Below are 20,467 nucleotides of genomic sequence, written 5' to 3'. Positions count from 1 at the left end.
CTTAATCCTCGACCACCCAGGTGTCCTTGGTACCGCCGCCCTGAGACGAGTTGACCACCAGCGAACCTTCACGCAGCGCCACCCGCGTCAGGCCTCCTGGCACCACCCGGGTCTCGCGACCGGACAACACGAACGGACGCAAATCAATATGCCGCGGGGCAATCCCGTTCTCCACAAAAGTCGGGCAGGTCGACAGCGACAGCGTCGGCTGGGCGATATAGGCCGCAGGGCGCGCCTTGATCCTGGCAGCGAAGGCATCGATCTCGGCGCGCGTTGCAGCCGGGCCGACCAGCATGCCGTAGCCACCGGAGCCCTGGGTTTCCTTTACCACCAGCTCTGGCAAGTGCGCGAGTACATGAGACAGTTCTTGCGGCTTGCGACACTGCCAGGTCGGGACGTTCTTGAGGATCGGTTCTTCGTCCAGGTAGAAACGAATCATGTCGGTGACATAGGGGTAGATCGACTTGTCGTCGGCCACGCCGGTACCGATGGCATTGGCCAGCACAACGTTGCCGCAGCGATAGGCGGAAAGCAGCCCGGGCACACCGAGCATCGACTCGGGATTGAAGGCCAAGGGATCAAGGAAGGCATCGTCCAGGCGCCGATAAATCACGTCGACCGCCTTCGGCCCGTCGGTGGTACGCATGAACACGCGCTCGTCACGTACGAACAGGTCCGCACCTTCGACCAGCTCGACGCCCATCTCCCGCGCCAGAAAAGCGTGTTCGAAGAATGCACTGTTGAAACGCCCGGGGGTGAGCACGACCACGCTGGGATTATCCAGGGGGCTGGCGCTTATCAGGGTGTCGAGCAGCAGGTTGGGATAGTGGTCGATCGGGGCGATGCGCTGGGCGGCGAACAGCTCGGGGAACAGACGCATCATCATCTTGCGGTCTTCAAGCATGTAGCTGACGCCGCTAGGGGTGCGCAAATTGTCTTCGAGCACGTAGTAGCTGCCGTCACCGTCACGCACCAGGTCGATCCCGGAGATATGCGAGTAGATGTCACGGTGCAGATCCAGCCCCTGCATCGCCAATTGGTACTGCTCGTTGGCCAGTACCTGCTCCGCCGGAATGATCCCGGCGCGAAGAATCCGCTGACCGTGATAAAGATCGGCCAGGAACATGTTCAGGGCCTTGACCCGCTGGATACAGCCGCGCTCCACCACCCGCCATTCACTGGCCGGAATGCTGCGCGGAATGGTATCGAAAGGGATCAGGCGCTCGGTGCCCTGCTCGTCACCATAAAGGGTGAAGGTGATGCCGGCGCGATGGAACAGCAGATCGGCTTCACGCCGACGTTGCGCCAGCAGCTCAGGCGGAGTCTCTGCCAACCAGCGGGCGAACTCCCGGTAATGCGGACGGACCTGGCCGTCTGCGCTGTACATCTCATCGTAAAAGGTGCGGATCATGCCGAACTCCTTGTCACCCGTGCACCCGAGCCATCGCAAGCCCCGTGCCAGCGGCATAATTCCTTGGATTTCAATAGGTTGTATTTTCAATAAAGAACGGCTGCACCAGATGCGTGCAACCGCTCGGACTGCCAGGGGATCAACGCCTCATTGCGAAGCGTCGTTCAGGCCAGCGGGCGCTCGTGTTTAACGCCCCAGCCTTCGATTTCGCCGCCCAGCGGGGCTATCAGCGCTTCGAAATCCTGCTCGAACTCGTCGATACCGCCGTAGGTGGCGTACATCACCTTGCTTAACTCCAGGTGCCAGGCGCCATCATCGCGTTCATGTACCTGGGCGCTCAGCGACTCTCCGCGAAACTGTCCAGCTGCCCGTCGTGCCCGTGCCTCATCGGGGAAAACCGCATAAAACTCAATGGGATGAATCTGGGCAAAGTTGAATCCGCCCTCTTTCATCTGACGCAATACCGTGCTGCTGATGTCCTCGTATTGGCTGCTCATGAATCGTCCTCCTAACTACCGATGGATAGACTTTCAGTGCAAAACGCACCTGCCCGCCACACAAGCTGTGCGGGGGCAATTCGAGCTGAATGCATGACGTGGATCGGCAAGCCCGGGCTATCACAAAAAACGGCCCGACCTTGATTGCAGCGTAGCGCTTACTTGCCAAGCGCGCCAACCAGAGGCTTCAGGGCGCCTCGGTGATGGCGGTAATTTCTACGCCGTTCTGCTCCTTCAGCCATTTGGCTGTGGGCATCGTGGCGCGATCCTGGAAGTCATTGAGGTCCAGTTCGTCCATGACTGGAAACAGATGGGCACGAATCAGGCGTGCAGCCTCTTCGATGCTGGGTTCCTGCTCAGACGTGAATGGCAGCGAGGTACGCTCGCCTTTCTGATCAACAAAGGTAATGACCCACGCTTTCATTGGATTCTCCTCTGTACTGACGCTCAGGGTGAATCTGCCCTACTTTCCGTTGACTGTAGGTGGAGGTGAAATGTTCAGTTGCAGATTGCCCGCCGCATAAAAAAAGAGGCCCGAAGGCCTCTTTTCAGTTTAACGCAACACGCTGGGTGCGTTAGTCCGGCACGCCGTGGATAACACCTGCGGTGTTGTCCAGCAGACTCTTGGTCGCGGTCTGAATGAACGACTCAAGCTTGTGGGTCAGGTCCTTCTGGTCCGGGCTTTCAATCAGCTCGGCCTTGAAGTTGGCACCCAGCTCGTAGCGGTACATGCGTGGAGCCATGTCCTTGGACTCGATCAGGATGCGGTCACCCTTGAGCAGACCAACGATCTGCTCGCTACCCGACGGCTTGATCATGCCGAAGCCCGGATCGCCAGCCGGCAGGTTGAGCAGGTCACGCCCCCAGCACTGATGGCGGGTTTCGCCACCCAGGCGGCCCATGATGGTCGGTACGATGTCGATCTGGGTACCCACGGTGTGGTTCACCGCACCGAACTTCTCCTGAATGCCCGGAGCGATCAGCAGAAGCGGTACGTTGAAGCGGCCCAGGTCCAGCTCGGTGACTTGCTGGTGGTTGCCAAAACCGTGGTCACCGACGATGACGAACAGGGTTTCATTGAAGTACGGCTCTTTGCGCGCTTTCTCGAAGAACTGGCCCAGGGCCCAGTCGGAGTAGCGCATCGCGGTCAAATGCTGATCGAGACGGCCCTGGCCGGTGACCGGCTCCACCGGCAACTGCGCTGGCAGCGCGTACGGGGTGTGGTTGGACAGGGTCTGCAGCAAGGCATAGAACGGTTTTTTGCCGTAGTTCTTCGCCAGCTCTTCGGCACCACGGTCGAACATGTCCTGGTCGGACACACCCCAGGTCGGATCGGAGAACACCGGATTGACGAAGTCGTTACGGCCAATAAAGGTGGTCATGCCCTGGTTGCCGAAGAACCCGGACTGGTTATCCCAGGCAAAGTCGCCGTTGTAGACGTAAACGTCGTCATAGTCGCGGGCACTGAGCAGCGCTGGCAGGCCAGACAGCTTGTGGCCGCCCTCAGGCGTCTGCATCAGGTATTCGAAACCTGGCAGGTTCGGGTAGCAGGCCATGGTGGCGAACATACCCTGGTGGGTATGGGTACCGTTGGAGAAGAAGCGGTCGAACAGCACGCCTTCTTTGGCCAGCTTGTCGAAGTACGGAGTGATGTTGTTCGGGCTGCCCAGCGCGCCGACCGAATGACCGGCGAAGCTCTCCATCAGGATCACAACGACGTTCCTGATTGGCAGGGTATTGGCTGGCGGCGGCGTGAAATCACGGCGTACAGCAGCGCTATCGGCATCGACCAGTTTGTCGTTGTCGGTCAGCAGCATGTCCCGCACGGTCTGGGTCGCCAGGGTCTGCTCGATGGTCGACTTCCAGACATTGGCGCGATCTTCACCAAAACGGCTCTTGGCCGCATCGATCAAGGTCAGGGTGCCATTGAGGCCCAGCTGGTTGACGAAGTTCGAGTCGGTGGTGAAGGCATCACCCCAACGCATCGGCGGGCCCTGACGCAGGGTGCCACGCGCGGCAATCACCGCCACCAGCAGGATCATGAAGAACACCACGCCACGCACATACCACGGGGCCACTGCACGGCTGCTGGCAGTCTGGTCCTGATAGGTGCCACGTGGACGGGTCAGGCGGTCGATGCCCTTGAACAGCAGGCTCAGCAACCAGGTGCCGAAAATCCACGCCAACAGGTAACGCACCACCGGGAAACCGTACCAGAGCATGCTCAGTACGGTCTTGGGATCTTCCTTGACGTACTGGAACACCAGGCCGTTCAGACGCTGATGGAACTCGCGGTAGAAGTCCAGTTCCATCAGGCCAAGGAACATGACGATGCTCGACGCCAGGGTCAGCCATACCCGGAACAGGCCGCGGGCAGCCATGGCGCGGACGCTGAGGGTGGCCAGCAGCAGCGGAATGCTCAGGTAGACGACGACGCGCAGGTCAAAGCGCAGGCCATTGAGGAAACCCTCGGCCACGGTCGACATCGGCGTGTCACCGATCATGTCGCTGTTGTAGATCAGCAGGCCCAAACGTACCAGGCTGAGCATCAGCATGATTACCAGACCACACAGCAGGGTGTAGGCCAGGTGCGATTTTAGCGTTGGTTGCAGCGGGCGCGACGCAGCCCGCTGATCACTCAAGGCGTCCGTGTTAGCCATGGATTGGAAGATCCCTAGGATTCAGATTCAAGAAAGGCGAAAAAACGAATCGGCAAATGTGCACTAAACCCGAGGGCAATGCACGGCCATTCGGCGAACGGATAATTGCGCGCGCGAATTTTCCATAATCGAATGTGAAAATTTCGTTGTGGAACACCTTGGGTAACATCTTGCGGTATCGTAATTGCTCTTCCATCACCCAGGCGTCGCGCCATGTATTACTGCTACCAGTCCAGCCCGCTTGGCCCACTGTTGGTGGCCGGGGACGAACAGGGCCTGCATCTGCTGCACATGGATGCCGCGCAGCCCTGGGAGCTGCCTGGCGACTGGCAACCTGCAGTTAATCAGCTGGATGATGTGCGGCGCCAGCTGGACGAGTACTTCGCCGGCAAACGCGAGGTGTTCGAGGTCAGACTGGCGCCGCTGGGTACAGCGTTTCAACAGGAGGTCTGGCACGCCTTGCAGCGCATTCCCTATGGCACCACCTGCAGCTATGGCGATCTAGCCGAACAGATCGGCCGCCCCCGCGCCGTGCGCGCTGTCGGTACGGCTAACGGCGCCAACCCGATCGCGATCATCGTGCCCTGCCATCGGGTGATCGGCAGTAATGGCACCCTGACCGGTTATGCCGGAGGTGTGGAGCGCAAACAGATACTGCTGGAGCTGGAGGGTGCCTGGTTGATCTGATTCACGATGGCAGCGACCTCGTCCCGCGATAAGCCTATCGCGGGTCAAGCCCGCTCCCACCGCCCCGTGGCCCGGCAATCGCCCAGATAATCAGGCCAAGCACCGGCAGCAGCAGGATCAACAGGATCCAGAGGATTTTCGGCCCCAACCCCACCCCGCTTTTAAGCACATTGATGATCGCCCAGATATCCAGCGCCAGGATGATCAGGCCGACCAGGCCATTGAAGGTAGAACCCATGCTGTCGCTCCCTTGATCGAGTCTGCCCCAAGAATAGCTGGCTATCAGCGCCATAGACGCTAATCGTTGGCAGCGGCTCAAGCGCACTCGTTACACTCGACCCATCGACTTGTTTCAGTGAGGTTCCCATGCCCCCCGCTCACAGTTCCAGCAGCCCCGCTCCGTCCTCACTCTGGAGTGCCTGGCTGCAGCAGGCACAAAGCACACCCTGGCTGAGCGCTGGATTGGGCTTGAGTCTGTTGGTGGTATTGGGCCTGTTGTTGGCCAGCGCCTGGAATGCAGTAAACGGCGATCAGCAGGAAAACCTGCAGATGGCCATGCTCGGGGGGCTGGCAGGTTTTGCGGCGACCGCCCTGGGCGCGGTCATGGCAGTGGTGCTGCGTGAAGTCAGCGCCCGCAGCCAGGATGTAATGCTCGGTTTTGCTGCCGGGATGATGCTCGCCGCCAGTTCGTTCTCGCTGATTCTGCCGGGGCTGGATGCGGCCCGCGAGATCACCGGAAGCGGCCCCTTCGCGGCATTGACCGTGGTGGTCGGTATGGGGCTCGGGGTCTTGCTGATGCTCGGCCTCGACCGCTTCACCCCACACGAACACGAAAGCACCGGCCCCTGCGGACCACAGGCCGAACGCATCAATCGGGTCTGGCTGTTCGTGTTGGCAATCACCCTGCACAACCTGCCGGAAGGCATGGCCATCGGCGTCAGCTTTGCCAACGGCGACCTGAATGTCGGCCTGCCATTGACCAGCGCCATCGCCATTCAGGACATCCCCGAAGGCCTGGCCGTAGCGCTGGCATTGCGCGCTACGGGGCTGTCAAACCTGAAAGCGGCGCTGGTGGCGATCGGCTCCGGACTGATGGAACCGATCGGCGCAGTCATCGGCCTGGGCATTTCCACCGGTTTTGCCATCGCCTACCCGGTGAGCATGGGTCTGGCGGCCGGCGCAATGATCTTTGTGGTATCCCACGAGGTGATCCCGGAAACCCACCGCAACGGTCACCAGACCTCGGCGACCCTGGGTCTGATGGGCGGCTTTGCGGTGATGATGTTCCTCGACACCGCCCTCGGTTAAACGTGTACCGCCACCCGCAACGCTTCCAGGGCAGGCGCTGCGGCGATGCCGACTTCGGCGCAGAGTTCCAGCACCCGCGCCAGGTCGTTGCCACCGACCATGACCATCTGTAGCTCGTCATCGAGCAACTGGCTGAAGTTCATCAGCACATAACCGCCGGCCTCCTTGTTCATTGCGCCCATCTGCACCTGGATGCGGTTGAGTGCGGTCAACGGCTCGACCTTGGCCAATTGCTTGGGCTTGAGGTTGAAGGCCACGCTCTTGTCGAAGGAGTCGACGATCTGAGCGAACAGGTCCTGGTAGCTATCGGCCTGGAACAGCACGGTGTCTGGCAGGCTGCCAACGACAATCCACTCACCCAGAGGGATCGGGAAGCTGTCGTCGTAGTTGATATCAGGATTGGCGGCGAGGAAGGCTTGCGGGTCGGCATAGGCCTGGGCGGCTTCGTCGGCGATGCGCTCGATATCGTCTTCGCGCATGCAGCCAGCGCTGATTTTGCCGATGAGTTCGACCAGTTGGGATTTCATGAAGGGGCCCTGCGACGCTGAAAAAAGTCGTCAAGGATAGCCGCAAAAGGCCCCTGAGGGTTAGCCGCGCAGCGCTTGCAACTGTACCGCGGTATCGACGGCACCCATGGCTTGGGCTGCGCCCAGTGCGGTAATGCCCTTGGCGTCCTGGCGCTGGGCATCCGCGCCCTTGCTCAGCAGGTAGTCGACAATTGCGCTGCGGTTGAACATTGCCGCCAGCATCAGCGCGGTACGACCGTCCGCGGCGGCGGCATCGACCGCAACGCCCTGCTCCACCAATAACTGGATCATCGCCAGATCGCCCTTGAACGCAGCACCCGCCATCGGCAACTGGCCGTTGTCGTTGGCAATCAGCGGATCGGCACCGTGTTGCAGCAGGACCTTCACCGCGTCGAGATGTCCGTGATAGCTGGCCAGCATCAGCAAGGTATCGCCCTTGTGGTTACGCAGGTTGGCGGGCAGGCCGTTTTCCAGTAACCGCGCCAGCATGTCGGCATCGCCCTGGCGCGCCCGGTCGAAGACTTCCTCGGCAAAGGCCGCAGCTTCATCGTCGTTCATAGGGGTTGGGGTGCGTTGGTCGGACATGGGGAACCTCCTGGCTCGCGGGAAAACCCAAGTATTTGTCAGGGACGCCGTTCAGTCCATTGTGGATAACCCATGATGCCAACAGAGCAATTCTATTGGCAGGGAGACCTTGCAAAATGCACTGTGCAAAGTGCACGACCTTGCACAATGCATGATGAGCTTATTTGTACTTACTATTAACATACTGATTTAAAAGAGTTTTTTACAAAACAAAAGCTGGCACAGTCGCTGCACCTGTCACTCCATGTCTGCCACTAACAGTCAGGAGCTGATATGGACCTCATCCAGGAAAAATTCGCCTCGGTATTCTCCGCTTATGACGTCACCACCATTGCGCGACCCGACGGTGGAATTCTGCTGACCTTGCGTGCAGCAGATGGCAAACAGGTCAAACGCTCGATCTCTTACGGCCAGCTGCACAGCGCCGAACAGCTGACCTGGGCAATCAGTGCTATTCGTCGCGACCTGGCTGAACAAGCCAGTGAATTACCGGTGATTTCCCGGTTGCAGAGTCAGCAGCGGTTTGCCTTGCCGACTTATCGTTGAACTCATCGCGGGGCAAGCCCGCTCCCACAGGTTTGCAGGTACCTCGGTGGGAGCGGGCTTGCCCCGCGATCATTCAGTCATCAAGCCGCGGGAAGGCCTCGGCAATCTTGTCGCCAGTGAAATGGGCAACTTGACCTTCCGGCTTGTTGAACACGCGAATCGCAACGAAGCGCGGATCTTCCCCCATATCGACCCACAGCCGGGTCCCCGCTGGCACATCGATCAGGTCACCCTTCTCGCATAGCACGGCATAGATGTAATCCCCGATATGCAGATTGAACAACCCGCGCCCGGCAGCGAAAAAGCGCAGTTGATCTTCTTCACAGCTATGTTCGGCGAGCAAATCAACCCCCACCTCACGGGTCACATCGACACGACTGAAGCCCTGCTCAGCCATCAGTTTGTCAATGTTCTGCCGGTAAGCCCCGATCACCTCCTGGTCACTGGCACCTGACTGCAGCGGCATTTTTGCCTGCCAACGCTCAAAGCGCACCCCGTGCTCAGCCAGGGTCGCGGCGATGTCCTCAAGGTGGGTCAGCACCTTGTTAGGCATGTCTGGAGTGGACAGGTGGTAAACGGACAGGCAGCTCATCAGCGGTAATTCCTATTTCTCGGCTTCGTTCATTCGGGTCGCAATGATAACGGCTGCAGCCAGGGCTGCGACGCTGGCAATACTAAAGGTGGTAGCGGCACCCAGCAGGTTCCAGCTGTAGCCGGAATACAAGGCACCCAAGGCACCGCCGGTGCCCGCCAGGGCAGCATACAGGGCCTGCCCCTGCCCTTGCTGACGGGCCCCGAAGCTACGTTGCACGAAGGCAATCGACGCGGCATGGAAGCTGCCAAAGGTAGCGGCGTGCAAGACCTGGGCGAACAACAGCACCGCCAGGCTTTCGGCGAAGTTGCCCAGCAGAAGCCAGCGCAGCGCCGCCAGGGCAAAACTGGCCATCAATACCCGGCGCAACGAGAACCGCGCCAGAATCCGGCTCATCCCCAGGAACATCAATACTTCGGCGACCACGCCCAAGGCCCAGAGCATGCCGATAACACCACGGCTGTAGCCCAGATGTTCCAGGTGCAGGGTCAGAAAGGTGTAGTAAGGCCCATGACTGAGCTGCATCAGCGCCACACAGACATAGAACGCCGCCACGCCGGGGCGGGTCAGTTGCTTCAGGAATCCGCCGCTGCTGCGCTCGTTCTGCCCGGGTGGCAGGGCATTGGGTACCCAGAGGCTGGCAAGCACGATACCGGCCATGATGATCACCAGCGCCAGCGGATAGACATCCAGGCTCAGCCCATCGAACAAGCGCCCCAGACCGACCACGGTGAGGATGAAACCGATCGAGCCCCACAGCCGGATCTGGCTGTAGCGTGCGGTCTGGCCCTGCAAGTGCGCCAGGGTGATGACCTCGAACTGTGGCAGCACGGCGTGCCAGAAGAACGCGTGCAAGGCCATGACCAGTGCCAGCCAGGCGTAGCTCTTGCCGATGAAGATCAGCGAGAAACTCACCAGGGTCGCCAGTGCCCCCAGGCGTACGATCAGCAATCGCTGACCGCTGCGATCACCCAGCCAGCCCCACAGGTTGGGCGCGACACAGCGCATGAGCATGGGGATAGCCACCAACTCGCCGATCCGCGCGCTGGAAAAACCCAGGTGATGGAAATACAGCGCCAGGAAAGGCGCTGTAGAACCAAGCAAGGCGAAGTAGAACAGATAGAAGCTGGACAGCCGCCAGTAGGGGATCGGCGCCACGGCTCAGCAAGCCGCGGCGCGATAGCCGGATCGCGGCATTACAGTTGGCCCAGCACCGGCGTGCTTACCCGTACGTCGGCGTTCTGGCCGCGATGCCGCAGCAGGTGATCCATCAGCACGATGGCCATCATCGCTTCGGCGATTGGTGTGGCGCGGATACCGACACACGGATCGTGACGGCCCTTGGTGATCACTTCAACCGGGTTGCCATGGACATCGATCGAACGGCCCGGGGTGGTGATGCTCGAGGTCGGCTTCAAGGCCAGATGGGCAACAATCGGCTGACCGGAAGAGATCCCGCCGAGAATGCCACCGGCGTTGTTGCTGAGGAAACCTTCAGGGGTCATCTCGTCGCGGTGTTCGGTGCCACGTTGCGCCACGCTGGCGAACCCTGCGCCAATTTCCACACCTTTGACCGCGTTGATGCTCATCAAAGCATGCGCAAGCTCGGCATCCAGACGGTCGAAGATCGGCTCGCCGAGGCCCGGCATGACGCCTTCAGCGACCACGGTGATTTTCGCACCGACCGAATCCTGGTCACGGCGCAGCTGGTCCATGTAGGCCTCCAGCTCCGGCACTTTGTCCGGGTCCGGGCTGAAAAACGCGTTCTGCTCTACCGAGTCCCAGGTCTTGAACGGAATCTCGATCGGCCCCAGCTGGCTCATATAGCCACGAATGCGAATACCCTGGCTGGCCAAGTACTTCTTGGCAATCGCACCCGCGGCCACGCGCATGGCGGTCTCACGCGCCGAGCTGCGGCCACCGCCACGGTAATCGCGCTCACCGTACTTGTGGTGGTAGGTGTAATCGGCGTGAGCCGGGCGGAACAGGTCTTTGATCGCCGAGTAGTCTTTGGACTTCTGGTCGGTGTTGCGAATCAGCAGGCCGATGGAGCAGCCAGTGGTGCGCCCCTCGAAAACCCCGGAAAGGATTTCGACTTCATCGGCTTCCTGACGCTGGGTGGTGTGCCGGCTGGTGCCGGGTTTGCGCCGGTCAAGGTCGTGCTGCAGGTCGGCCAGGGAAATTTCCAGGCCCGGCGGACAGCCGTCGACAATGGCGACCAACGCCGGACCATGGCTTTCGCCAGCGGTGGTGACAGTGAACAGCTTGCCGTAGGTATTGCCGGACATGCAGGACGCTCCGCGAATCAGCCTGATTTGAACAAGGCCGCCAGTATACGCAGGCTAACCATTCAGTTCATCCCTGACAGCGAACCTTCTGCCCGTACCCCGGTCCAAAAGCCATCTCTTCGATAGTGGCCTCATGATGTTGCGTGTTCTCACAGTAATCGCCCTGCTCTTCAGCGGCCTGGTGCAGGCCGCTGCTCCCACTGTTTTGCAACGCCCGATCAGTCTCGATACCGGTAGCGGTACGCTCTATGGCAGCCTGCTGCTGCCACGCACAGAGCAGCCGCCACCGGTGGTGCTGATCATCCCCGGCTCTGGCCCCACCGACCGCAACGGCAACAGCCCGGAGGGTGCGCACACTGACAACCTCAGGCAGCTCGCTCTGGTGCTGGCGAAGAACCGCATCGCCAGCGTGCGTTATGACAAACGTGGCGTGGCCGCCAGCCGGCCGGCGACCCCGGACGAACGCGACCTGACGGTTGAACGCTATGTGGCCGACGCCGTCGCCTGGAGCCGCAAGCTCAAGGCTGATCCGCGCTTCGGTCAGTTGATCCTGCTGGGTCACAGTGAAGGTGCTTTGATTGCCAGCCTGGCGGCAACACCGGGTGGCGCCAGCGCAGTGATCAGTGTGGCAGGCAGCGGCCGCCCGATTGACCAGGTACTTCGCGCCCAGCTTGCCGATCAGGTTCCGCCCCGCTACCGCGGGCGCGTCGGGCAGATACTGGACGAGCTGAAAGCCGGACGCCCGGCGTCGGGTATCCCTTTACCCTTACAGGACGTGCTGCGCCCCAGCGTCCAGCCCTACCTGATTTCGCTGTTCCGCCAGGATCCGACGGCAGCGTTCGCTAGTCTGAAAGTGCCGGCCCTGATTATCCAGGGCACTCACGATGTCCAGGTCGATGTCAGCAACGCCGAACGCCTCAAGGCGGCCAAACCCGATGCCGAGCTGGCACTGATCCAAGGCATGAACCATATGCTCAGAATTGCCCCGCAAGCGGCGAGCCAGCAGCGTGACAGCTACCTGAACCCGAATTTGCCCCAGGCCAGTGAACTGGGGACACGCGTCGTCGATTTTATCCACAGGCTGCCGGCAGCTTAACGAACTTCGCGGAAATTGCGCCTCCAGTCCCGGAGCATTCTGCCGATAAGCCGGTGCTGGCATCGTGATTGTGTCCAGCCTGCTGCGCATAAGAGGATGCCGTGATGACTGAAGCCGCCCCCCAGGACGCCCCAGAAACCCCAGAAGCCGCACCGGAAGCTGCCCCGCTGCCCTGGGCCGAGGTGACTGCGGAACATTTCCAGCTGCTGCGCCTGGCGCCGCTACCCACTGACCGCAACAGCGGCGCACGACCGCTGCGATTCGTTCAATACGGCTATGCCGAACGGCACAACAAGGACACCAGCCTGTTGCGCATGGTCATCCAGCTGCCTGGGCAGAAAGTGCGCAAGGAACAGAATCACCTGGATATCTGGGTTGATCATCAGGAAAAGCGCGTGCACATCGGCCCCGAAAGCGGCCTGCAGATCGAGCCGTTGAACCGGGGACTGGGGCGTTTCTTGCTGTCTCAGGCGGTCAGTTGGGCCCAGCGCAAATGGGCGCATTACCGGGTCGATGGGGCCGCCCTGGCCAACAAGGACGCCCTCAACGAAGACACCCGCCTGCGCCGTGACCATGTGCTCAACAGCCATGGCCTTGAAGTTGAATACGCCGATGCCCAGCACCTCAAAGGGCGTTACATCGAAGTGCAGGTCGGTGAGCTCAAAGGGGGCTGGAACGCCGACAAGGTGCAGCGCATCGAGATCCTCGATGCGGCGCACATGCTGCAACAGGCCGAACAGAACCTGCAGGAAAAGGAAGCGCAACTGCGCGAACGCGACGAGCGGGTCAGCAAGTACCGTCGCGAAGACAGCGGCCTGCGCTTCACCATCACTTGCCTGGTGGCTTTCGCGGTGTTTCAGGCCGGGCTACTGATCTGGATTGCGACCCACTGACAGCAGCGCTTGTAGGAGCGGATTCACCGGGGCGCCGGACCGCCGCGATGGACTGCAGAGCAGTCCCAATTTTGGGGCCGCGCTGCGACCCATCGCGGATGAATCCGCTCCTACACCCGCGAAGCAAACAAGCCCTGATGCTGCCGGCACTGCTCCGCCGTCAACATGAACACCCCGTGCCCGCCGCGCTCGAACTCGAGCCAGGCAAAGTCCACTTCCGGGTACAACGCCTCGACGTGCACCTGGCTGTTGCCCACTTCGACAATCAGCAAGCCTTTTTCGGTCAGGTGATCCGCCGCCTCGGCCAGCATGCGCCGCACCAGATCCAGGCCATCGTTGCCACAGGCCAGGCCCAGCTCCGGCTCATGGTGGTACTCATCCGGCATGTCGGCGAAATCCTCGGCATCGACATACGGCGGATTGGACAGGATCAAGTCGAAACGCTGCCCCGGCAAACCGTCAAAGCCATTGCCCTGGACGGTGTAGACCCGCTCTTCCAGACCATGACGCTCGATGTTCTGGTTAGCCACCTCAAGTGCTTCGAACGACAGGTCGGCCAATACCACTTCGGCTTCAGGGAACACCTCGGCACTGACGATACCGATGCAGCCGGAACCGGTGCACAGGTCAAGAATGCGCGCAGGCTCGTCCGCCAGCCAAGGCTCGAAGCGTTTCTCGATCAGCTCGCCGATAGGCGAACGCGGAATCAGCACGCGCTCGTCGACGATGAAGGCCAGACCGCAGAACCACGCTTCACCCAACAGGTAGGCCGTCGGCACGCGGTCTTCGATGCGGCGCTTGAGCAGGCGCTGCAGGTGCACCAGTTCGTCGTCTTCCAACTGGCAGTCCAGGTAGCTGTCGGCAACTTCCCAGGGCAGATGGACGGAACCCAGTACCAGCAAGCGTGCTTCGTCCCAGGCGTTGTCGGCACCATGTCCGAAAAACAGGCCATGCTCATGGAAACGGCTGACAGCCCAACGGATATGATCGCGCAGGGTGCGCAGGCGAGAAGTGATCACAACAGACTCCTTGAAAGACGACCTGCAATTCTAACAGCCCGCTCACAGAAAAGGTTCGTCAAAACAGCCTGTAAGTGATTCGCCGACATGGCTGCAGGCCACTAACGACGCTGCTTGTACGCGAAGCGATTCACATAAGTGCTCAGGCAGGGGACAATAGGTTGAAAAGCCCCATCCAAAGGAGCCCTTGATGTCTGTTCCAATGACGATGTTCCACCTCAGCGGCCGTGGTTATCCACCCGCCAAGCTGAACAACGCCAGCCTGCTCATTATCGACGCGCAAAAAGAGTACCTCAGCGGTCCTCTGGCATTGTCGGGTATGGACGAGGCTGTGAAGAACATCGCTAAAATGCTCGAGGCTGCCCGCAAGGCCGGTCGCCCGATCATCCACGTGCGCCACCTCGGCACCGTCGGCGGCATGTTCGATCCTCAGGGACCGCGCGGTGAATTCATCCCCGGCCTTGAGCCACAGGGCGATGAAATGATCATCGAAAAGCGCATGCCCAACGCTTTCAAGAACACCACGCTGCATGAAACCCTGCAGAAGTACGGGCACCTGGACCTGATCGTCTGCGGTTTCATGAGCCATTCCAGCGTCAGCACCACCGTGCGCCGGGCCAAGGACTATGGTTACCGTTGCACCCTGATCGAGGATGCCTGCGCTACCCGCGACCTGCCGTTCAAGGAGGGGGTGATTCCCGCTGCACAGATCCAGCAAAGTGAAATGGCGATCATGGCCGACAACTTTGCATGTGTGGCTCCAACCAGCAGCCTGATCTGATCAGCCATCCGACGGGCTCGCGGAACCACCTTGCGGTCGTTCGGTCAAAATCCGGATATCCATAGAGGAAAATCGGCATGAAGTTGTCCGACGGTTTCGACGCCAAGCGCTTGCGCCAGCGTGAGCCACGTAATTGGGGCGCACGCCTGGCAGCCGCTTTTTCAGCGCTGCTGGCAACCCTCGGCGTGTTGCTGGCGATGGCTGGCGCGGCCAGCCTGCTCGGCAACCTGGAAGCCCTGGCCGAGCTCAACGCCAACCGCGCCGGTGCTGCCGTGGTCCTCGCCGGCGGCCTGGTGCTGCTGTACCTGGGCATCTGGTTCTGGCGGCGCAGCCGTTTACGCCTGCGCCGTAGCCGCGAGCTGAACCTGTCACCCCACCTGATGAAAAAACACGATTGACTGCAACCTGAGGGGGAGTCGCGTAAACTGCGCCGCCCAGGCGGAGGCTTACATGCAAGACGACGAATTTTCCCTGTTCAAAAGCGAGATGCGCGGCGTCAAGCCGATCACGCATGATCGCGCCGAAGTCGGCAAGCCCAAGGCCGACCGCAAGCAATTGGCCGGCCTGCGTCAGGCCGCAACCGTGCGCAGCAACCAGAGTGTGGTCGATGGCTTGTCGGACCAGTTTGTCATCGATGTTGGCCCCGAAGACGACCTGCACTGGCGCCGCGATGGTGTCCAGGAGAGCCAGATGCGCAAGCTCAAGCTCGGCCAGATCGGTTTCGAAGGCAGTCTCGACCTGCATGGCATGAACGTGGAAAAAGCCCGCGAAACCCTTTGGGCGTTTCTCGCCGAGGCTACCCGCTTCGAAGTGCGCTGCGTACGCGTCACCCATGGCAAGGCGGTACGCCTGGATGGCAAGAAGCCGATGATCAAGAGTCACGTCAATACCTGGTTGCGCCAACACCCGCAGGTACTGGGGTTTACCTCGTGCCAGGCCCGTCATGGCGGCACCGGAGCGGTGTACGTGATGCTCAAAAGAACCATGCTCGAAGGCCGTGACGAGTAACGCCGTACTTGCAGCGCCGCCACAGCCGCCGTACCCTTCGCGTTTGCGATAATTCCCACAGGTAGATCCATGTCCCTGGAACAGAACTACACCGCTATCCTCGGCCAGCTCGGCGAGGACGTCTCCCGCGAGGGCCTGCTCGACACGCCCAAGCGGGCTGCGAAGGCCATGCAGTACCTTTGCCGCGGTTATGAACAAACCCTGGAAGAAGTGACCAACGGCGCCCTGTTCAGCTCCGATAACAGCGAAATGGTCCTGGTCAAGGACATCGAGCTGTACTCGCTGTGCGAACACCACATGCTGCCGTTCATCGGCAAGGCGCACGTTGCCTACATTCCCGATGGCAAAGTCCTGGGCTTGTCCAAGGTTGCGCGGATCGTCGACATGTACGCACGTCGCCTGCAGATCCAGGAAAACCTCAGCCGTCAGGTGGCCGAGGCGATCCAGAAGGTCACCGGCGCCCTGGGCGTGGCGGTGGTCATCGAAGCCAAGCACATGTGCATGATGATGCGCGGTGTGGAAAAACAGAATTCGACCATGATCACTTCGGTGATGCTCGGCGAATTCCGCGAAAATGCCGCGACCCGCAGCGAGTTTCTCAGCCTGATCAAGTAATCGGGCACGACTGCAAGCCGACCTTTCGTGGTCGGCTTTTTTTATTCTTAGGAGTTGCCATGATCGTCAAAGCACTGCGTGTCGGCTTAGGCCAGTTGATTGTGTTCGGTGACTGGATCAGCCGTCCGGCCAAGCTCAAGCGCGAGCCGGCCAGCCAGGCACTGGTCGAGCAACAGGCCAAGGGCCTGAGCCTGTACCAGTTCCACGCGTGCCCGTTCTGCGTGAAGACCCGTCGCACCCTGCACCGCCTGAACGTGCCGGTCGCCCTGCGCGATGCGAAAAACAACGAACAGGATCGCCAGGCACTGCTCAGTGAAGGCGGCAAGATCAAGGTACCGTGCCTGCGCATTGAAGAAGACGGCAAGACCACCTGGATGTACGAATCCAAGGTGATCATCGAGTACCTCAACAAACGTTTTGCCGCCTGATCGCTCAGCCGATCATGCTCACGTGGCGGGGATGGCTGGCGACACGCTCCAGCCATGCCTGGATCCCCGGGTAGGCGTCCAGGTCAAAGCCACCCTGCTGGGCAACATGGGTGTAGGCGTACAACGCGACATCGGCAATCGAGTAGCTTTCACCGACCAGGTACGGCGTTAACTGCAGCTGTTTCTCCATGACCCGCAACGCCTTGTAACCGCCTTTGTGCAGGGTCTTGTACTCCTCCAGACGCTCCTGCGGCAGCCCCAGGTAAAACTGGATGAAGCGCGCGACGGCAATATACGGTTCATGGCTGTACTGCTCGAAGAACTGCCACTGCAGTACCTGAGTGCGCAAGCGCGGCTCCTTGGGCAGGTACTCGGTGCCATCGGCAAGAAAGTTCAGGATCGCGTTGGACTCCCACAGGTAGGTACCGTCCTCAAGCTCGAGCACCGGCACCTTGCCATTGGGGTTCATTGCCAGGAACGCCGGCGTTTCCGTCTCGCCCTTGAGGATATCCACCGTGTGCCATTCATAGGGCAGACCAAGCAAATGCAACATCAGCTTGACCTTGTAGCAGTTGCCGGACTGGTAATCACCGTAAACCTTGTACATCACTCCCCCCGTTCAATGGCTGAATCGTACGCGCCCCATAGTTGGCGACTGTACGGCTAAATGCAATGCTTGCTGTATGACAAGAACGGGCAACCTGCGCGTTAGTCTGCAAAATCTGCTTACACCTAGTACAAGGAATGCCTCCATGCCTGACGCCACTTCCGCGCAACTGCGCCCGCTGGCTGACACCTCCCCCTCAGCTGTAGTTGCAGGGTTTATCGCCATGCTCACCGGCTACACCAGCTCTCTGGTGCTGATGTTCCAGGCCGGCCAGGCGGCCGGGTTGACCAGCGCGCAAATTTCTTCGTGGATCTGGGCCCTGTCCATCGGCATGGCGGTGTGCAGCATTGGCCTGTCGTTGCGTTATCGCACGCCGGTGACCGTGGCCTGGTCGACGCCGGGGGCCGCGCTGCTGATCACCAGCCTTGGCGGAGTGAGCTACGGCGAAGCCATCGGTGCCTACATTACCTGTGCGCTGCTGGTGGTGATCTGCGGCCTGACCGGCAGCTTCGAGCGCCTGGTCAAACGCATTCCCGCGTCACTGGCGTCAGCCCTGCTGGCCGGCATTCTGTTCAAGATCGGCAGCGAAATCTTCATTGCCGCCCAGCACCGCACAACGCTGGTGCTGGGGATGTTCTTCAGCTACCTGATCATCAAGCGCCTGTCGCCGCGCTATGCCGTACTCGCCGCCTTGCTGGTGGGTACCGCGCTCTCCGGCGCCCTGGGCCTGCTGGACTTCAGCGGCTTCAGCCTTGAAGTGGCAACACCGGTCTGGACCACCCCGAGCTTTTCCCTGGCAGCCACCATCAGCATCGGTATTCCGCTGTTCGTGGTCGCCATGACCTCGCAGAACATGCCCGGCGTTGCCGTGCTGCGTGCCGACGGTTATCAGGTACCCGCCTCCCCGCTGATCTCGGTAACCGGCCTGGCCTCGCTGGTTCTGGCGCCGTTCGGCTCGCACGGCATCAACCTGGCGGCCATCAGCGCGGCGATCTGTACTGGCCCTCACGCCCATGAAGACCCGAACAAGCGCTATACCGCAGCGGTCTGGTGCGGGATTTTCTATGGCATCGCCGGCGTGTTCGGTGCCACCCTCGCCGCCCTTTTCGCCGCCCTGCCCAAGGAGCTGGTGCTGTCGATTGCCGCCCTGGCCCTGTTCGGCTCGATCATGAACGGCCTGACGGTTGCCATGAACGAAGCCAGGGAGCGTGAAGCGGCGTTGATCACATTCATGGTCACCGCTTCGGGCTTTACCCTGTTTTCCATTGGCTCGGCATTCTGGGGCATTGTTGCCGGGGTGTTGACGCTGATGGTCCTCAACTGGCGAAAAGGCGTGTAACACCCCAGTGGTCACAACCTGAAGTGCCCCACCATGCCCTTCAGGTCACTACCCAACTGTGCCAGCTCGACACTCGAGCTGGCATTGTCCTGCATGGCCAGCGCCGACTGATCGGCGCTGCTGCGGATCTGGGTGATGCTGCGGCTGATTTCTTCGGCCACTGAGCTCTGCTGTTCAGCTGCGGCAGAGATCTGCTGATTCATTTGCTGGATCAAAGACACCGCGGCGGCAATGCTGCCCAGCGCGCTTTCGGTATGCAGGGCATCGGCAACCGCCAGCCTGACCAGTTCACTGCTGCCCTGAATCTGCGCCACCGAGGCCTGGGCACTGCGGCGCAAGGTGCTCACCAGGCGCTCGATTTCCTCGGTCGATTGCTGGGTACGCCGGGCCAATGCCCGCACCTCATCGGCCACCACGGCAAAGCCGCGGCCCTGCTCGCCGGCACGCGCAGCTTCGATGGCGGCGTTGAGCGCCAGCAAATTGGTTTGCTCGGCGACACTTTTGATCACCTCAAGCACCGTGCCGATGGTCTGGATTTCCGCGCTGAGGTTTTCGATGCCCTGGCTGGCTGATTCGGCGGCGTTCGCCAGCTGTTCGATACGCTGCATGCTCTGGCGCACCACCTGCTGGCCACTGTCGACCTTGTCGTCTGCCTCCTGGGCAGCTTGTGCAGCCTCTTCGGCATTACGCGCTACATCATGAACGGTGGCGGTCATCTGCTGCATGGCAGTGGCCACCTGTTCGGTTTCCTCCTTCTGACTGCTGACCTCACGAGTGGTTTGCGCGGTCACCGCCGAGAGCGATTGGGCATTACCGGCCAACTGCTCGATGCCCTTCTGCAGACCGCTGACAATACTGCTCAAGCCTGAGCCCATCTGTTGCATGGCGTGCATGAGCTGCCCCACTTCGTCACGACGATCAACACGGATGTCACCGCTGAGATCGCCAGCAGCAATCTGTTCGGCGCGACCGATCACCTGCCGCAGCGGGCCGACCACCGCGCGTGTAATCAACCAGGCCGCAATCACCCCCACCAACAGGGCCACTAATGAAGCGACCAGGATCGCCACCGCGTTACGTTTGAGTTGAGCCTGCATGGCCTGGTCTTCGGCGACATAAGCCTGATCGACCTGAGCACTGACCTGCTCGGCGCGCTGCTGCAACTGCTGCTTGAGTTGCTGCTCGCGCGCCAGCAGATCGGTGTATTCCCCGAGTTTTTCACTGAAGCTGACGATGTGGCCACTGACCTCATTGAGCACCGTCTGGTAACCGGCATCACTGACAGCCGCCTTGAGTTGTTCGACCAATGCGGCGGCCTGCGCGGTCTGCTCGATGCGGCCCTGACGGGCATCCTCGGCACCTTTGCGGTTCTGCTCCAGGCGTACCCGCGCCTCGTCCATGGCCTGGAGCATCAAACACGCCACCTGGGCCACCTGTCCGGCCTGCTCGACAAACTCGGCACCTTGCTGGCCTTGGGTATCCTTGAGGGTGTAGGTGCCATCGTCGGCAAGCCCTGCCTGCAACACGTCGAGATTATTGGCAACACTCGACACCGACCAACTGGCCATATCCAGCGCCAG

At 60.8% G+C, this 20,467-nt stretch carries 24 protein-coding genes and 1 pseudogene; 11 read left to right on the top strand and 14 right to left on the bottom strand.

What is annotated here, in order from left to right:
• Nucleotide 1: 1 nt before the first annotated feature.
• The 4 genes from ACO6VD_RS00970 to ACO6VD_RS00955 all read right to left on the bottom strand — a co-directional run bounded on the left by ACO6VD_RS00970 (nucleotide 2) and on the right by ACO6VD_RS00955 (nucleotide 4,568).
• On the bottom strand, nucleotides 2-1,411 hold the full coding sequence (locus tag ACO6VD_RS00970) for a circularly permuted type 2 ATP-grasp protein (protein ID WP_422416395.1): 1,410 nt from the start codon (nucleotides 1,409-1,411) through the stop codon (nucleotides 2-4).
• Between the two features lie 164 nt (nucleotides 1,412-1,575).
• Nucleotides 1,576-1,908, bottom strand: a complete 333-nt coding sequence (locus ACO6VD_RS00965; protein WP_400172451.1) for a ribonuclease E inhibitor RraB — start codon at nucleotides 1,906-1,908, stop codon at nucleotides 1,576-1,578.
• Nucleotides 1,909-2,095: 187 nt separating this feature from the next.
• Nucleotides 2,096-2,332 (bottom strand): hypothetical protein, encoded by a 237-nt coding sequence (locus ACO6VD_RS00960; protein WP_400172452.1) that lies wholly within the window; start codon nucleotides 2,330-2,332, stop codon nucleotides 2,096-2,098.
• Between the two features lie 151 nt (nucleotides 2,333-2,483).
• A complete protein-coding gene (locus ACO6VD_RS00955) occupies nucleotides 2,484-4,568 on the bottom strand; it encodes an LTA synthase family protein (RefSeq protein WP_422416392.1) in 2,085 nt (694 codons plus the stop codon).
• Nucleotides 4,569-4,781: 213 nt separating this feature from the next.
• Here ACO6VD_RS00955 and ACO6VD_RS00950 point away from each other — a divergent pair, with 213 nt between their 5' ends.
• Nucleotides 4,782-5,255, top strand: coding sequence for a methylated-DNA--[protein]-cysteine S-methyltransferase (locus ACO6VD_RS00950; RefSeq protein ID WP_422416390.1), 474 nt, complete (start codon nucleotides 4,782-4,784; stop codon nucleotides 5,253-5,255).
• A gap of 34 nt (nucleotides 5,256-5,289) precedes the next feature.
• Here ACO6VD_RS00950 and ACO6VD_RS00945 read toward each other — a convergent pair whose 3' ends face one another.
• Entirely contained in the window at nucleotides 5,290-5,493 is a 204-nt protein-coding gene (locus tag ACO6VD_RS00945; RefSeq protein WP_422416388.1) for a PLDc N-terminal domain-containing protein, read from the bottom strand.
• Nucleotides 5,494-5,621: 128 nt separating this feature from the next.
• Between ACO6VD_RS00945 and ACO6VD_RS00940 the strand changes: the two genes are divergently transcribed.
• Entirely contained in the window at nucleotides 5,622-6,563 is a 942-nt protein-coding gene (locus ACO6VD_RS00940) for a ZIP family metal transporter (RefSeq protein WP_422416386.1), read from the top strand.
• On the opposite strand, the gene ACO6VD_RS00935 is transcribed toward ACO6VD_RS00940, so the two are convergent.
• Nucleotides 6,560-7,090 carry a hypothetical protein gene (locus ACO6VD_RS00935; RefSeq protein WP_400172457.1) on the bottom strand — a complete coding sequence of 177 codons (531 nt, stop codon included), beginning with the start codon at nucleotides 7,088-7,090 and terminating at the stop codon, nucleotides 6,560-6,562. The two genes, ACO6VD_RS00940 and ACO6VD_RS00935, sit on opposite strands and share 4 nt — an antisense overlap.
• Nucleotides 7,091-7,150: 60 nt before the next feature.
• Entirely contained in the window at nucleotides 7,151-7,675 is a 525-nt protein-coding gene (locus ACO6VD_RS00930; RefSeq protein ID WP_422416383.1) for an ankyrin repeat domain-containing protein, read from the bottom strand.
• A 273-nt stretch (nucleotides 7,676-7,948) separates the two neighbouring features.
• On the opposite strand from ACO6VD_RS00930, the gene ACO6VD_RS00925 reads away from it, so the two are divergent.
• Nucleotides 7,949-8,221 (top strand): DUF3509 domain-containing protein, encoded by a 273-nt coding sequence (locus ACO6VD_RS00925; RefSeq protein ID WP_422416381.1) that lies wholly within the window; start codon nucleotides 7,949-7,951, stop codon nucleotides 8,219-8,221.
• A 73-nt stretch (nucleotides 8,222-8,294) separates the two neighbouring features.
• On the opposite strand, the gene ACO6VD_RS00920 is transcribed toward ACO6VD_RS00925, so the two are convergent.
• From ACO6VD_RS00920 to aroC, 3 genes are read right to left on the bottom strand one after another with little or no spacing between them, the layout of a single operon-like run.
• Entirely contained in the window at nucleotides 8,295-8,813 is a 519-nt protein-coding gene (locus tag ACO6VD_RS00920) for a 1,2-dihydroxy-3-keto-5-methylthiopentene dioxygenase (protein WP_422416379.1), read from the bottom strand.
• 12 nt (nucleotides 8,814-8,825) lie between these two features.
• Nucleotides 8,826-9,971 carry an MFS transporter gene (locus tag ACO6VD_RS00915; protein WP_422416377.1) on the bottom strand — a complete coding sequence of 382 codons (1,146 nt, stop codon included), beginning with the start codon at nucleotides 9,969-9,971 and terminating at the stop codon, nucleotides 8,826-8,828.
• 38 nt (nucleotides 9,972-10,009) lie between these two features.
• Nucleotides 10,010-11,101, bottom strand: coding sequence for a chorismate synthase (aroC, locus tag ACO6VD_RS00910; RefSeq protein WP_422416376.1), 1,092 nt, complete (start codon nucleotides 11,099-11,101; stop codon nucleotides 10,010-10,012).
• Between the two features lie 133 nt (nucleotides 11,102-11,234).
• Here aroC and ACO6VD_RS00905 point away from each other — a divergent pair, with 133 nt between their 5' ends.
• Both ACO6VD_RS00905 and ACO6VD_RS00900 read left to right on the top strand, forming a co-directional pair.
• Nucleotides 11,235-12,197 (top strand): alpha/beta hydrolase, encoded by a 963-nt coding sequence (locus tag ACO6VD_RS00905; protein WP_422416374.1) that lies wholly within the window; start codon nucleotides 11,235-11,237, stop codon nucleotides 12,195-12,197.
• 104 nt (nucleotides 12,198-12,301) lie between these two features.
• Nucleotides 12,302-13,090: a hypothetical protein gene (locus tag ACO6VD_RS00900; protein WP_422416372.1), complete on the top strand. Its 789-nt coding sequence runs from the start codon at nucleotides 12,302-12,304 to the stop codon at nucleotides 13,088-13,090.
• 110 nt (nucleotides 13,091-13,200) lie between these two features.
• On the opposite strand, the gene prmB is transcribed toward ACO6VD_RS00900, so the two are convergent.
• Nucleotides 13,201-14,109, bottom strand: coding sequence for a 50S ribosomal protein L3 N(5)-glutamine methyltransferase (gene prmB / locus ACO6VD_RS00895; protein ID WP_422416370.1), 909 nt, complete (start codon nucleotides 14,107-14,109; stop codon nucleotides 13,201-13,203).
• A 190-nt stretch (nucleotides 14,110-14,299) separates the two neighbouring features.
• Here prmB and ACO6VD_RS00890 point away from each other — a divergent pair, with 190 nt between their 5' ends.
• From ACO6VD_RS00890 to ACO6VD_RS00870, 5 genes are all read left to right on the top strand, one after another.
• A complete protein-coding gene (locus ACO6VD_RS00890; protein WP_107026266.1) occupies nucleotides 14,300-14,890 on the top strand; it encodes a cysteine hydrolase family protein in 591 nt (196 codons plus the stop codon).
• A 77-nt stretch (nucleotides 14,891-14,967) separates the two neighbouring features.
• Nucleotides 14,968-15,288, top strand: coding sequence for a hypothetical protein (locus ACO6VD_RS00885; RefSeq protein ID WP_274293632.1), 321 nt, complete (start codon nucleotides 14,968-14,970; stop codon nucleotides 15,286-15,288).
• 52 nt (nucleotides 15,289-15,340) lie between these two features.
• Complete coding sequence (locus ACO6VD_RS00880; protein WP_422416368.1) at nucleotides 15,341-15,898, top strand: Smr/MutS family protein; 558 nt, start codon at nucleotides 15,341-15,343, stop codon at nucleotides 15,896-15,898.
• Between the two features lie 69 nt (nucleotides 15,899-15,967).
• Complete coding sequence (gene folE / locus ACO6VD_RS00875; RefSeq protein WP_028943701.1) at nucleotides 15,968-16,513, top strand: GTP cyclohydrolase I FolE; 546 nt, start codon at nucleotides 15,968-15,970, stop codon at nucleotides 16,511-16,513.
• A 59-nt stretch (nucleotides 16,514-16,572) separates the two neighbouring features.
• Complete coding sequence (locus ACO6VD_RS00870; protein WP_422416366.1) at nucleotides 16,573-16,941, top strand: glutathione S-transferase N-terminal domain-containing protein; 369 nt, start codon at nucleotides 16,573-16,575, stop codon at nucleotides 16,939-16,941.
• A 4-nt stretch (nucleotides 16,942-16,945) separates the two neighbouring features.
• Here ACO6VD_RS00870 and ACO6VD_RS00865 read toward each other — a convergent pair whose 3' ends face one another.
• Entirely contained in the window at nucleotides 16,946-17,548 is a 603-nt protein-coding gene (locus tag ACO6VD_RS00865; RefSeq protein ID WP_422416364.1) for a glutathione S-transferase family protein, read from the bottom strand.
• Between the two features lie 145 nt (nucleotides 17,549-17,693).
• On the opposite strand from ACO6VD_RS00865, the gene ACO6VD_RS00860 reads away from it, so the two are divergent.
• Nucleotides 17,694-18,887: a benzoate/H(+) symporter BenE family transporter gene (locus tag ACO6VD_RS00860; protein WP_422416362.1), complete on the top strand. Its 1,194-nt coding sequence runs from the start codon at nucleotides 17,694-17,696 to the stop codon at nucleotides 18,885-18,887.
• An 11-nt stretch (nucleotides 18,888-18,898) separates the two neighbouring features.
• Here the strand turns inward: ACO6VD_RS00860 and ACO6VD_RS00855 are convergent, their stop codons facing one another.
• Nucleotides 18,899-19,762 (bottom strand): methyl-accepting chemotaxis protein, encoded by an 864-nt coding sequence (locus tag ACO6VD_RS00855; RefSeq protein ID WP_422416453.1) that lies wholly within the window; start codon nucleotides 19,760-19,762, stop codon nucleotides 18,899-18,901.
• Nucleotides 19,763-19,984: pseudogene (locus tag ACO6VD_RS00850) on the bottom strand (HAMP domain-containing protein); the annotation flags it as partial.
• Between the last annotated feature and the right edge of the window lie 483 nt (nucleotides 19,985-20,467).

Source organism: Pseudomonas sp. GZD-222 (genome assembly GCF_049310525.1).
Lineage (GTDB): Bacteria > Pseudomonadota > Gammaproteobacteria > Pseudomonadales > Pseudomonadaceae > Aquipseudomonas.
The sequence above is the reverse complement of the archived record's forward strand: the minus strand, read 5'-3'. Positions and strand labels throughout refer to the sequence as shown.